Genomic DNA, 13,559 nt, shown 5'->3' with positions numbered 1-13,559 from the left:
ATTCTGAATCAACTAGAACAGTTTAACATGGATTCGGCGATAGAAAAAGGATTATTGCCAAATTTCACGGACTAACCTCGAAAGAAGGAGCTGTGGCAAATGTTACTGCCACAACTCCTTTTGATTATTTTTTGGATTCGTCTTCATCGTTTTCTTTTTCTTTACGGAAGAAACGTTTTTCTTCTTCAGGTTCGCTCTCTTCAGCGACTAGGTCATGAAATCTAACACGAATTTTCAAAACACGTGAACCTTCAATTTCAAAGGGTTCCAGAGTAATATTATCGACATTAAAAGTTAATTTCTCGTCTTGATCGGGAATCGTCCCTAATGCGGTAATTAAGTAACCAGCCATTGTATCCACATCTGGCATATCAATATTCGTTCCAAACTCGCTGTTGAATTCGGTAATCAACATTTTACCTTGAACAATGTATTCACGATCATTGATAACATCATATAACGTCGAAACTTCATCGGATTCATCATCAATTTCACCAACAATTTCTTCCAATAAATCTTCAAGTGTCACAATTCCGACAACGCCACCATACTCATCAAGTAAAATGGCCATTTGATTTTGTGTCTTTTTTAATTCATAAAGTAAGTCATCGATAAAGACCGTTTCTGGAACAAATAACGGCTCTTGCATGACTTCTGTAAATTTCAAGTTTTCAAATCCAACTTCATAAGCGGCTTTGAGTAATGTTTTTGTATGTAAAACACCTATTATTTTATCCTTATCCTCATTATAAACGGGAATACGTGAAAAGTTTTCTGATAAAATTTTATTTAAAATAACTGGGACATCACCTTGAATGTCAACCATAAAGGCATCGGTTCGTGGAACCATTACTTCACGAGCAACTTTCGTATCTAAAGAAAAAATACCTTGTAACATTTCAAGTTCGTCTTCCTCTAAAATCCCTTCACTTGCAAGCATGTAACGCATTTCATCACGGGTCATTTTTGTATCCGCATCATCAAAAGTCATCGGCGTAATCCGAGACAATAAATTCGTTGATGCAGAAAGTAACCAAACAAATGGTTTCGTTACAATACCAATAACTTGAATGACACCTGAAGTGTATCGGGCAATTTCTTCTGACTTGTTCATCGCAATTCGTTTAGGATACAATTCACCAAATACGATTGAGACGTACGTCAAGAGTGCAAGAACAATAAAAGTGGCCATGCTACGTGCTGCAGCACTCGTACCAATTACTGGTGCTAAACGGTTCGCAAAACTATCGGCTAAAGATGCACCAGATAAAATATTGACGAGCGTTATCCCTACTTGGATAGTGGATAAAAAATTGGTTGGTTCATTTAAAATTTTTAAAAGTTTTTGAGACGACTTATCGCCCTCTTCTGCCTTTTGTTCTACACGATTACGGTTAGTAGAAACGACGGCAATTTCTGCTGCTGCTAGAAAGGCATTTACCATTGTTAACAAGACTAATAATAATAATTGCGCGATCAACGACTGACTATCGGGGTCAGGATTCATAGTTGCTTTCTCTCCTTATGTTCATTAATGATAAAAAAAAGCGTGGAATTATCCACGAGAGAATCGTATCATAAAGTGCGTTTCTTTGCAATAAAAAAACAATAACTACCGTTTAATTCCCTTATTTAAAAAAACAATTGTTGCATCGCTCCAATTTCTCGTTATACTGACTTTAGAGGTGAAGAAAATGATGATTAAATACACGAGAGATACAATGAGTCAAATCTATCTCGATGCACTACACATCCGCAATGAAGTCTTTGTGCACGAGCAACAAGTTCCCTTAGAATTGGAAATTGATGAATACGAAGCATTGACCGTCCATTTTGTGCTATATGATGAACACGATCATGCGCTAGCGACCCTTCGCTTATTGCCGTTGGAAAATGACCAAATGAAACTACAACGTATGGCAGTCATCAAAGAAGCGCGTCACAAACACTTAGGACAACAACTCATTCAGTTTGCTGAAGATTTTTGCCGCGAGCAACACGTTACGAGCATCACCCTTGGTGGTCAAGAATCGGCAATCGCTTTTTATCAAAAACTTGGTTATCAAGTCGAAGGGGAACGTTTCATGGATGCTGGGATTCCTCATTTTACACTAACAAAAAAATTGACATAAAAAAACTGGATAAGCTCATCCAGTTTTTTTGTTATTTTTGCGACAACTGCTTGTAGCGATCGTACCATATATCGATGTACCCTTGAGAAAAAGGACCCTTCTCGTTATTAATCCAATCTACTAAAATTTTGACATTTTCCTTTAAAATATAATCGATATCATCTGGATAGCCCATGATTTTACTATGCAATTCATATTCATCCACATCTAATAATCGTTTCTCTCCATCAGGAAAAACTTTGATATCTAAATCATAATCAATGTATTTTAGCGCTTCCTCGTCTAGTAAGTAGGGTGAAGCAAGATTACAATAATAAGAGACACCTTTTTCGCGAATCATAGCGATCACATTAAACCAGTATTTCTTATGAAAATAAACAATCGCTGGTTCTCGTGTTACCCATCGCCTTCCATCTGACTCTGTAACTAATGTATGATCATTAACGCCAATCATGGAATATTCACTGGTCTTCAACACCATGGTGTCACGCCACGTACGATGCAATTTGCCATCATGTTTGTAGCTTTGAATGCTGACAAACTCTCCTTCTTTTGGAACGCGCATAGTCAACCTTCCCTCAGCGAATAACCGCATTTGTTTGGGTGTATTTAACACCAACATCGTAAACATTATAGCAATAAAAAAGCGATTTGCCTACAAAACTTTACGAACTTTCTGATTTTCTGAATATTGTGCGACTAATTTTTGTTGAATTGTCGGAAATGTGATTGATTCAAAATCTTTTTCCGCAAACCAATGACCGCCTTCTAAATCAAATTTACCATTGGTACGGCCATAAAAAACTAACACATGCCAACGTAAATGACTAAAGACATGTTTCACTTCACCTAAGTGTCTCGTTTGCCAAATGATTGGTAACTCTGTGAAAATATCCAACGGTTCGTCTTCTGCAATTAAATCAAGTGCCAATTGTTGTTCTTGCTTTACGTAATTTGTTTGATAAGACTTAAAAGTCTCCGCTGAAACCTCTTCTAACGGGTAATGCCATAGCTTTGCCAACAAACCTTTTTCAGGTCGTTGAACAATCAAAAATTCTTTTTGATTATTTTCGATTACACCTGCAATATAGTAAACATCTTTTGGTGGCACTTTTTTTGATTTAACCGGATAGTTACTTTGTGTCTTTGTTTGATAGGCATGACAAAAGTCTTTTAAAGGACAGTTACTACAATCAGGATTCGTCGGTGTACAAATACTCGATCCCAGGTCCATAAAGGCTTGGTTCATGTCTCCTGGTGCCTCGTGAGAAATCACTTCTCGAAAGGCCTCGTCAAAGAATTTCCGACTACTCGCTTTAGCAATATCCGCATCAATGCCAAATAAACGACTACCGACACGCATCAAGTTCCCATCAATTGCAGGTTCGGGTAGCTCAAAGGCAATACTACTAATGGCCCCTGCCGTATAAGGTCCAATTCCTTTAAGGGTCTGGATTTCTTCAAATGTTTCAGGAAATTGACCACCAAATTCGTTGACGACTTGCTGCGCAGCAACTTTTAAATTTCGAGCACGAGAATAATAGCCTAAGCCTTCCCAGACTTTTAAAAGACTTTCCTCTTCTGCTTCCGCTAACGCTTGGATGGTCGGATATTTCTCAATAAAACGATAATAATAACCCATCACCGTATCGACTCTCGTCTGTTGTAACATGATTTCCGATATCCAGATAAAGTAGGGATTATTGGTTCCACGCCAAGGTAAGGTACGTTTGTGCTGATAATACCAAAATAAAAATTGTTCTTGAAAAGCCGTAATTTCTGCGGCTTCCCATTTTTTTAACGAACTACTCATCTTCTATAACTTCCTCATCAATAAAATGTTGAATTTGATCTAACGAAAAACCTTTTTGATACAATTGATTCTTGATTTTTTGGATTCTTTTACTTCGATCTAACCGTTGGTGGCGGCGCAATAATTTAGCCCCTTCGATAAATAGCGCATTTTCTTCCGCTTCTTCATCTTTTTCAAAAGAAAGTTCATCTAAAGCCAATTGAATCACTTCACTACCAAAACCTTTTTGCATTAATGTCGCACGTATTTTTTGTAGATTTTCTTGATAGCTTTTATTTTGATTTTTACGCCATGATTTTTCAGTGACTTTAATTGCAATTGCTTGCTGATCATCGATTGTATACAAATACAACGCCTGCTCAATGATTAACGGATCAATTCCTTTTTGTTTCAAGTTTTGGCTCAAAACATAAGGTCCTTTGTCCCCCATCCGAATTTGCGTCCGAATATAACTCTCGGCATAAACTTGATCGTCGACTAAGTTTAACTCTTTTAAGCGTTCGATGATTTCTTTCGCATCCTTCGTTGTGACTTCTTTCTTTTTTAAATACTGATACATTTCTTTTTCGCTACGTAATTGGTAGCTCACGTAGTTGTATGCCATCTGTAAACCAATTTGATAACCTGCGCTTGCTTTTAATGTTTCAAACAGTTCAGCTGTAATTTCACTGCCTTTTAGTAAACGATATTTCACGAGTAAATCCTCTGAAACTTGGACTTCTTGCCCTTCTGTAAAAACAATCGTATAAAATCCATTTTTTTCTAATCGAATTTGTTTAATTTCCATTATATTTCACCTCTTAAATAACCACTTTCTAGTCTATCATACTTTTCCCATTTCGGCGGGAAACTATGCTAAAATATAAAAAAGAGACGCGAGAAAATTAAACCAGAAAATGAGGCATTTTTATGAATCAAGTACAAGTAACACCCAACCAAACATTACAAATTAAAATTAAACGTCTAGGAATTAACGGCGAAGGCATCGGTTACTATAAACGACTTATCGTTTTTGTTCCTCGAGTATTACCCGGTGAAGAAGTCCAAGTTCGTGTCACAAAGGCCTCGCCAAAATTTGCTGAAGCCGAACTGATTAAAATGATCAAAGTCAGCCCGGATCGAATTGAGCCTCCTTGCGAATTTTACGATCGTTGCGGTGGTTGTCAATTACAGCATTTAACCTACAAGAAGCAATTAGACTTTAAAAAGGATTTACTCAAACAATCTCTAGAAAAATTCAAACCGACCGATTACCATAACTATCAATTAAAAGACACCATCGGTATGGATGAGCCTTGGCATTATCGAAACAAAGCACAGTTCCAATTGCAATTCAATGAAGAGACCCAACAAGCAGAAGCCGGTCTATATGAAATGAACTCCCATCGCCTAGTTGCAATTGATGATTGTCTCGTTCAAGAAGAAACTACCCAAAAAGTGTTAAATACCGTGCTAGAACTGATTAATCACTATCAGCTACCCATTTATAACGAACATAAAAATAGCGGTATTTTAAGAACGTTGATGGTCCGTATTGGCATTGAAACGGGACAAGTTCAACTTGTCTTTATTACGTCAACGCCTAAATTACCAAAGAAAAATCATTTAATTCGAGAGATCAACGAAAAACTACCCGAAGTCGTTTCAATTATGCAAAACGTACAGAACAAAAAAACATCACTTGTGATGGGCGATGAGACCATCCACCTTTGGGGACAAGAAGCCATTGAGGAAAAAATTAATGACCTGACGTTTGATTTGTCACCAAGAGCCTTTTTCCAATTAAATCCAAAGCAAACAAAAGTCTTGTATGACGAAGCACGCAAAGCCCTCTCATTAAACGAGAACGAATCACTCGTTGATGCCTACTGTGGTGTCGGTACGATTGGACTGAGTCTCGCTCATTTAGCCAAAGAGGTTCGTGGCATGGATATCGTCCCACAAGCGATTGATGACGCGAAAGCGAATGCTGTACGCAAAGGCTTTAAAAACACACGTTATGAGGTCGGGACTGCTGAAGAGTTATTGCCTCAATGGTTACGCTCAGGTTTTAAACCCGATGCGATTGTCGTTGACCCACCTCGAACAGGCTTAGGTGAAGAGCTACTTAACGCCTTGATTACTTATCCTGCCAAAAAACTCGTCTACGTCTCTTGTAATGTTTCAACCTTAGCTCGTGATTTACAAGTCTTAACGAAAAAATACCACGTTGATTATTTACAATCCGTCGACATGTTCCCTCAAACTGCGCGTTGTGAAGTCGTTGTCAAATTAACAAAAAAATAAAACGCCTAGGAGTGTAGCCTTCGCATGAAACAAATTTATTTTTTACGTCATTCCATTCGTGATTCATCCGTCCATCACGAACATGCACCACTAACCATTGAAGGGCAACAATTAGCTCGTCAATTGAGTAAATTTTTTATCGATAAACAAATTAAGCAAATTTATTCGAGCCCTTTTCAGCGAACAATAGATACGGTCAAGCCGACCGCGGATCAATTGGCGTTAGCTATCCAAACCGTTGATTCCTTTAGCGAACGTCGCGTCGGAGAATGGGTTGCTGATTTCGACTCTTTTTCCCAATCACAATGGCTTGATTTCGATTATAAACATTTGAATGGGGAATCTCACTCAATGACGTCAAAAACCGTGTCTATCCGGCTTTTAAAGGTGTTTTAAAAGAGATTGAACACCCCATCATTATTTGTGGGCATGGAACTGCTCTTTCCGTTTTGTTCCATACGCTAACAGCTGGTTCTTTCGGTTACAGTGATTTTCAAAAAATGAAGATGCCCGATCTTTACCATTTAACTTTTAAACAAGAGGAACTTCTAACTTTTAAAAATATCGCTTTATAATGATCCTCCTTCAACCCAAAAGCCTCTTACATGAACATTTAAAATGCTCGTGCAAGAGGCTTTTTAGCATACGTTCAATCAGAAAAATTTAAAAGTGACGGACCGACCCTGACTACTTGATACTTGATGAATAACCTAAAAAAAGCGCAAATCAAAATATTTTGATTTGCGCAATAATCTTTTTATTACTCGACCTCAAAAGCATCCGTCAATTCACGTAAGTCCTCAGAAATTGTCCGAAGCTCTGCGACATGTCCAATAAATTCTTCCATCGTCGCTAACACTTCTTCCGCATTGGCTGAAACTTCTTCTGTTCCTGCCGCATTTTCTTCGGTTGAAGCTGATATCGATTCTAAATTTTCTAGAACGACTTGTTCAATTGTCACAATTTCATTTGTGGCTTCTTGTATCGTTGTTACGCCATCAATCAATTCATTACTACGTTGGAAAACTTCATTAGATGACGTAATCGCTTGTTGAATCAGATGTGATTGCTTTTCGCCACCAGTCAATGAATCCGAAGTCTGATGTACCATCTCTATCGATTGCGCTTGAATTCGAGCGATAATTGTTTCAATTTCTTCAGTTGACGTTTTACTTTGTTCTGCAAGTTGGCGAATCTCAGTTGCAACAACTGCAAAACCTCTACCTGACTCTCCTGCACGCGCTGCCTCAATCGATGCGTTCAGCGCCAATAAGTTGGTTTGATACGAAATATCGTTGATTACATTAATAATCTTATTAATGTCTTGAATATTCGTATTCATTCCCTCCATATTTTTGACAAGTTGCATCATTTGGTTTAGTTCACGTTGCCAATTATTATTCACTTCATCCATGACCGACAGGCTTTGTTGGTTAATACTCAACGATTCCTCTGATTTTGTTGACATCGTCGTTACATTGCTCATTAAATGACTCACAACTGTCGACAATTCTTGAACTTGCACCACGCTATTTTGCGTTTCAGTTGCTTGGGAACTTGTCACTTCAGCAATGCCATTGATTGTTTCAGCGACTTCTTCCGTTGCCGTATTGGTTTGTTTTGATAAGTCTAATAAAGAATCAGACATCGTGGCAACATGTTGGCTTTCCTCTTTTACTCTCGTGATTAACGAACCAACTGATTCAATCATTTTGTTGTATTGATCAATTAAGCGATGAATCTCTGAACCCTTTGGATCTGGATAAATATATAATTGCGCCAATTGTTTAGGCGCCCAACGAATCGCTTCTTTTTTGTCACGACCTTGAATCGTCTCGAGTTTTCCGGTACTAATTTTATGGAATTGTTCAATCAAACGGTTAATAATTTCTTTTACAAGCGTTGTAAAAGCGAATGCTGCTATAAGAACGAGAATCGTCATAATCACTAAGACAATTAACGAGGAGAAGATTAAAGCATTTCGTTCTTGTTGATATTCGTCCGAATTAATATTGATTAACACCCACAAATCACTGTCTAGACTGGATTTATCATAGAATAATCGCATTAATTTGCCATCGTCAACCTCGATATGACCGCTAACAGCATTACTCTCTTGAACTTTAGTAAAACTTGGGTAAATCGTTGAGACTTCTTCTCCAACAACAGATGTGTCGGATGAACTAATAATAATACCAGTACTCGAAACGAGATAGACCTCGCCTGTACGACCGACCGATAAATGACGCAACATGTTCGAAAGATTTTGATAAGAAACATCAATCATTAACACGCCCCACTCACCTTTTTTGTTTTGAAAGGCTTTAGCTAACGTGTTGACGTAACCGGATCCATTTGCGGCTAAATAAGGTTCGGTTCGAATGATTTCACCTTTTTTATCCATAGCAGTCTGATACCACCCTCTGCTAGAAGGAACATAATCCGCCGGGACTTCATTCAACGAAGTATATTGATCTTTTTCCGTTGCAAAAACCACTTGAATCGTATTCGTATCCCCAATACTAGCGTACTTAATCACTTGCTCAATCTTTCTCAAGTCAAACGATGACTGAAACTCTGGTAAAGCTAAAAAATCATTAATTTTCGCGTTACCGGCATCAAAAATCGATTGTTGCACTTCGGTCACCGAGCGTGAAACCGTCAATTGAGTTGTTTGATTGCGTTCAACTAATAAATTCGTGGAAGATCGCAGTGACGTCAGCAGCAGTGTAATAATCGGAATCAGAGCAATTGCAATTAAAATCCCGCCGACAGCTTTTGCAAAGCTTCGCTCACGTTCTTTTTTAAAAAATTTCATCATTTTATGTCCGTCCTTTCGAAAACAGCCTATCTACTGTAGTTATCGGTTAAAGAAAATATAATTGTAGGCAAAAAAATTGCCCTACAAAGAATTTCTTCGTAGGACAACCTTATTTTAGAACATATCATCAAATAATGATAATTGGTTTTCATCTGGTAAATCTTTTAAGACGCCATTTTCCGTCATATATTCAATCAAGGTTTTCGAAACTTTTCCTCGATTGGCTAAATCTTCTTTCGACAAGTACGGTCCGTCTTTTCGTGATTCACAAATTTGTTTGGCGACGTTGGCTCCCAAACTTGGAACGGCACGAAATGGTGCAATTAATTTATTGCCTTCAATAATGAAGTTTTCTGCATCCGATTTATATAAATCAATCATGCCAAATTCATAACCACGCTCAAGCATTTCATTGGCGATTTCAAGAACCGTCAACAAGTTCTTTTCTTTTGTTGAAGCATCTAAACCTTTATGATTAATCTCATCAATTGCCTCTTTGACGGCATCTTTCCCTTTAGACATTGCGACTAAATCAAAATCATTCGCACGAACAGAGAAGTAGGCACAATAATAAAGAATTGGGAAATGAACTTTGAAATAAGCAACACGTAGAGCCATTAATACATAGGCTGCCGCATGGGCTTTCGGGAACATGTATTTGATTTTAAGACACGATTCAATATACCATTCTGGCACATTTTGTTTACGCATCTCTGCTTGCCAGTCGTCTGGAATCCCTTTTCCTTTACGTACACCCTCCATAATATTGAAGGCAATCCCGTCGTCAAGACCGGCATGCATTAAGTAGACCATAATATCATCACGACAACCAATTACGTTCGCTAAGTCAGCTGTTCCGTTACGAATTAATTCTTCGGCGTTGCCTAACCAAACGTCGGTTCCGTGAGATAATCCTGAAATTTGGACCAATTCAGCAAATGTTGAAGGATGAGTCTGCTCTAACATCCCTCGAACAAAACGGGTCCCGAATTCGGGGATACCCAGCGTTCCAGTCTTCGAATAGATTTGTTCTGGCGTCACACCTAAGACTTCGGTTCCTTCAAAAATCCGCATGACTTCTGGATCATGTGTTGGGATTGTAACCGGATCAATGCCTGATAAATCTTGCAACATCCGAATGACTGTTGGATCATCGTGACCGAGGATATCGAGTTTTAAAATATTGTCATGAATCGAATGGAAATCAAAGTGCGTCGTTTTCCACTCAGATTCTAAATCATCGGCTGGAAATTGAATCGGTGTAAAATCATAAACATCCATATACTCTGGAATAACAATAATCCCACCCGGGTGTTGTCCAGTTGTCCGACGAACACCGGTTGAACCTTTCGCTAAGCGATCGATTTCGGCACTTCTTAAGTGTAAATTATTGTCACGTTCATAGCCTTTCACGTAACCAAAGGCGGTTTTATCCGCCACCGTTCCGATGGTCCCGGCACGGTAAACATACTCTTCACCAAACAATTCTTTCGTATAATTATGGGCAACCGGTTGATACTCTCCTGAGAAGTTCAAATCGATATCAGGAACTTTGTCTCCGTGGAAACCTAAAAAGGTTTCAAACGGGATATCGTGTCCATCTTTCTTCAAGGCTGCTTGACAGTTCGGACAGTCTTTTTCGGGCATATCAAAACCGGAACCGTAAGAACCGTCTTCGTAGAACTCCGAATATTGACATTTCGGACAATGATAATGGGGAGCTAAAGGATTCACTTCCGTAATACCTGTCATCGTCGCAACGAAACTCGAACCAACCGAACCACGAGAACCAACGAGATAACCATCCTCATTACTCTTCAAAACGAGTTTTTGTGAAATTAAATAAATAACCGCAAATCCATTTCCGATAATCGATTTCAGTTCTTTTTCTAAACGTTTCTCGACAATTTCAGGTAAAGGACTCCCATAAAGTTCTTCCGCTCGATCGTAACTGAGTTTTCTGATTTCATCTTCTGAACCTGGAATCTTCGGTGTATACAAATCGGTTTTGACGGGTGAGACTTCATCGCAGAGATCGACAATTTTATTCGGATTCGTAATGACGATTTCTTCCGCCACATCATTTCCTAAAAATTGAAAAGCCGTTAGCATCTCATCGGTCGTCCGGAAATGCACTTTTGGTAAGGAATGGCGATTCAACGGATTCGCATGTCCCATTGAATTGACTAGAATTTTACGATAAATCGCGTCTTCCTCGTTTAAATAGTGGACATTCCCCGTAGCTACGACCGGTTTATTTAACTCTTTACCAATTTGAACGAGTTTGGCAATAATATCTTCTAAGTCTTTTTCATTTTTGACTAATTCTTGCTCAATTAAATGGGCATAAACTTCTTTAGGCATGACTTCGATATAGTCATAGAAAGCCGCTTTTTCTTTCGCTGCTTCGTAACCTTTTTGCATCATTGCCACAAAAACTTCACCTTTATCACACGCAGTTCCAACAAGTAAGCCTTCACGTAACTTATTTAACTCTGACCGTGGAATGCGCGGCTGCTTATTGTGGAAATACTGAATATTCGATAACGAAATTAGTTTAAAAAGATTTTTAAGCCCGGCTTGCGTTTGCGCCATAATTATGGCATGAAACGGTCGCGCCGCTTTGATCGAATTGGCTCCACCCACATGACGGTTCAAATCCTCGTGCAATAACATCTCGTGTTTTTCCATCGCTTCTTTGATAAAAATCCAAGCCAGTTGTGCGGTTGCTTCCGCATCATAAATCGCTCGGTGATGTTGTGTTAGATCGACACCAAATCGCTTAGATAACACACCTAAACCAAAACGTTTGTATTCAGGATACAAGTAGCGTGCCAATTCTAAGGTGTCAATCACGGGGTTATCGGCTTCAGGTAGTCCATATTTTTTATACGTCATATTTAAGAATCCCATATCAAAGGATGCATTATGGGCCACTAAAATACAATCTTTGGTAAATTCATGAAAGGCACGAATGACGGTCTCTTCGCTTTTAGAGCCACGAACCATCTCATCGGTTATCCCTGTTAACTCAATGGTTGTTTTCGATAATGGATGTCCTGGATCAATAAATTCTTCAAACGTCTGCTCGATATTGCCTTTATTCATTTTAACTGCAGCTAATTCAATGATTGTGTCATAAACAGCTGATAGACCTGTTGTCTCAACGTCAAAAACAACGTAATTGGCATCGGTTAAAGGAATCGGTTGCGCATTATAAGCTACTTCAACCCCATCATCAACAATATTAGCTTCTAGACCATAAAGAATCTTCACACCGGCTTTTTTCCCTGCCTGATGGGCATCTGGATAAGATTGCGCGCCCCCATGATCGGTAATGGCAATCGCTTTATGTCCCCATTTTCCGGCTTGAGCCACGAGGTCACTGATACTGTTCGTCGCATCCATCGTACTCATATTCGAATGCAAATGAAGTTCAACCCGTTTTTTTCCTTCGGGACCATAGTCTTTGCGACTCTCGTGTGCCACTTCAATAATATCTTGTCCATTCATGACTAAATCACGCATAAACGTATCTTCTTGGACACTTCCACGAACCTTTAACCACATGCCTTTTTTGATTGCGTCAAAGACTTGTTCATCTTTTTCATTATTCGAAAACTTTTTAACGATAAAAGAAGAGGTGTAGTCGGTCATTTTAATAATAATAATTTTTCGTTTTGAGCGTAATTCACGGACTTCGACATCAAACACATAGCCTTGAATCGTTGCTCGGCGCTCTTCTTCCAAAATATTGCTCATTGGCATAATGAGTTCATCGGCAGGAATATTGCGTCCTAATTGAATCGGACCATTTAATGGCGCAAGATCTGAATTATTTTTCTTGCGTTTTTCATTTGAGGCAATCGCTTCAGCCGCTTGTTGCATATACATTTCTTGTTGCTCCTGCTGTCTTTGAGCTAATGCCTTTAAATCTTCTTCAACTTGTTCTTGATTTATTCTTGGTAAAATCCGGAAACGTTTAAAACCAAATTTCTGATAATTTTCTTCAATTACAGGAAAATACTGTTGCTGTAAGTTGCCAATCACTGCCTCATTCGAAACAGGTAAGTAGATTTTTTCTTCATTGATTGTCGGTACTTGAGTTTTTAATACTTGTTTAACAAATGGCGTATCAAAGGACTCATCTGCCATGGACAATAACCAATAATCTTGTAGCAACTGTTGATTAAACTGATTGCTGACTGGTTGAACAACCATCTTTGTCGTCGCTATTTCTTTAAACGCTAAAATCAAATGCTGATAAAATGTTTGAAACAGTACAGCAGGTAAGATTTCAGAAAACTTGAATGTAAACTCCCAAATTTTTGATTGCTTATGAACTAACACTTGGAGAATTTCTCCGGTTTGGATTAGAGGATGATTCCGTAATTCCGCACTTAGATTCATTTGATCTAATAATATATCGAATTTTTCTTTATTCGTCGACAATTGTCCTTCACCCTTTTCTATTCAATACTCTTAGTATACGATTTTTCATACTAAA

General features: G+C 38.5%; 9 protein-coding genes. 3 read left to right on the top strand and 6 right to left on the bottom strand.

Going from position 1 to position 13,559, the window contains the following annotated elements:
* Nucleotides 1–124: 124 nt before the first annotated feature.
* A complete protein-coding gene (locus IEV09_RS08365; RefSeq protein ID WP_188367836.1) occupies nt 125–1,507 on the bottom strand; it encodes a hemolysin family protein in 1,383 nt (460 codons plus the stop codon).
* A gap of 187 nt (nt 1,508–1,694) precedes the next feature.
* Here IEV09_RS08365 and IEV09_RS08360 point away from each other — a divergent pair, with 187 nt between their 5' ends.
* Entirely contained in the window at nt 1,695–2,132 is a 438-nt protein-coding gene (locus IEV09_RS08360; protein WP_188367835.1) for a GNAT family N-acetyltransferase, read from the top strand.
* Nucleotides 2,133–2,163: 31 nt separating this feature from the next.
* On the opposite strand, the gene ntdP is transcribed toward IEV09_RS08360, so the two are convergent.
* The 3 genes from ntdP to recX all read right to left on the bottom strand — a co-directional run bounded on the left by ntdP (nt 2,164) and on the right by recX (nt 4,732).
* Complete coding sequence (ntdP, locus tag IEV09_RS08355; protein ID WP_188367834.1) at nt 2,164–2,697, bottom strand: nucleoside tri-diphosphate phosphatase; 534 nt, start codon at nt 2,695–2,697, stop codon at nt 2,164–2,166.
* A gap of 90 nt (nt 2,698–2,787) precedes the next feature.
* The gene (gene mutY, locus IEV09_RS08350; RefSeq protein WP_188367833.1) at nt 2,788–3,945 is read right to left on the bottom strand and encodes an A/G-specific adenine glycosylase; all 1,158 of its coding nucleotides are present in this window, start codon (nt 3,943–3,945) and stop codon (nt 2,788–2,790) included.
* On the bottom strand, nt 3,938–4,732 hold the full coding sequence (recX, locus tag IEV09_RS08345) for a recombination regulator RecX (RefSeq protein WP_188367832.1): 795 nt from the start codon (nt 4,730–4,732) through the stop codon (nt 3,938–3,940). The genes mutY and recX overlap by 8 nt, the downstream gene beginning before the upstream one ends.
* A 122-nt stretch (nt 4,733–4,854) precedes the next feature.
* Between recX and rlmD the strand changes: the two genes are divergently transcribed.
* The gene (rlmD, locus tag IEV09_RS08340) at nt 4,855–6,231 is read left to right on the top strand and encodes a 23S rRNA (uracil(1939)-C(5))-methyltransferase RlmD (RefSeq protein ID WP_188367831.1); all 1,377 of its coding nucleotides are present in this window, start codon (nt 4,855–4,857) and stop codon (nt 6,229–6,231) included.
* Nucleotides 6,232–6,255: 24 nt separating this feature from the next.
* Nucleotides 6,256–6,627, top strand: coding sequence for a histidine phosphatase family protein (locus IEV09_RS08335; RefSeq protein WP_209651430.1), 372 nt, complete (start codon nt 6,256–6,258; stop codon nt 6,625–6,627).
* Between the two features lie 364 nt (nt 6,628–6,991).
* On the opposite strand, the gene IEV09_RS08330 is transcribed toward IEV09_RS08335, so the two are convergent.
* Together IEV09_RS08330 and IEV09_RS08325 are read right to left on the bottom strand one after the other, a co-directional pair.
* A complete protein-coding gene (locus IEV09_RS08330; protein WP_229731686.1) occupies nt 6,992–9,052 on the bottom strand; it encodes a methyl-accepting chemotaxis protein in 2,061 nt (686 codons plus the stop codon).
* 114 nt (nt 9,053–9,166) lie between these two features.
* Nucleotides 9,167–13,504: a PolC-type DNA polymerase III gene (locus IEV09_RS08325; RefSeq protein ID WP_188367830.1), complete on the bottom strand. Its 4,338-nt coding sequence runs from the start codon at nt 13,502–13,504 to the stop codon at nt 9,167–9,169.
* Nucleotides 13,505–13,559 lie beyond the last annotated feature (55 nt).

The organism is Enterococcus alcedinis, assembly GCF_014635985.1.
Lineage (GTDB): Bacteria > Bacillota > Bacilli > Lactobacillales > Enterococcaceae > Enterococcus_I > Enterococcus_I alcedinis.
The sequence above is the reverse complement of the archived record's forward strand: the minus strand, read 5'-3'. Positions and strand labels throughout refer to the sequence as shown.

Coding starts and splice junctions, on each gene's coding strand:
- IEV09_RS08360 (WP_188367835.1), top strand. CDS start 1,695: ATGATGATTAAATACACGAGAGATACAATGAGTCAAATCTATCTCGAT.
- IEV09_RS08335 (WP_209651430.1), top strand. CDS start 6,256: ATGAAACAAATTTATTTTTTACGTCATTCCATTCGTGATTCATCCGTC.
- mutY (WP_188367833.1), bottom strand. CDS start 3,945: ATGAGTAGTTCGTTAAAAAAATGGGAAGCCGCAGAAATTACGGCTTTT.
- recX (WP_188367832.1), bottom strand. CDS start 4,732: ATGGAAATTAAACAAATTCGATTAGAAAAAAATGGATTTTATACGATT.
- IEV09_RS08365 (WP_188367836.1), bottom strand. CDS start 1,507: ATGAATCCTGACCCCGATAGTCAGTCGTTGATCGCGCAATTATTATTA.
- rlmD (WP_188367831.1), top strand. CDS start 4,855: ATGAATCAAGTACAAGTAACACCCAACCAAACATTACAAATTAAAATT.
- ntdP (WP_188367834.1), bottom strand. CDS start 2,697: ATGCGCGTTCCAAAAGAAGGAGAGTTTGTCAGCATTCAAAGCTACAAA.
- IEV09_RS08330 (WP_229731686.1), bottom strand. CDS start 9,052: ATGATGAAATTTTTTAAAAAAGAACGTGAGCGAAGCTTTGCAAAAGCT.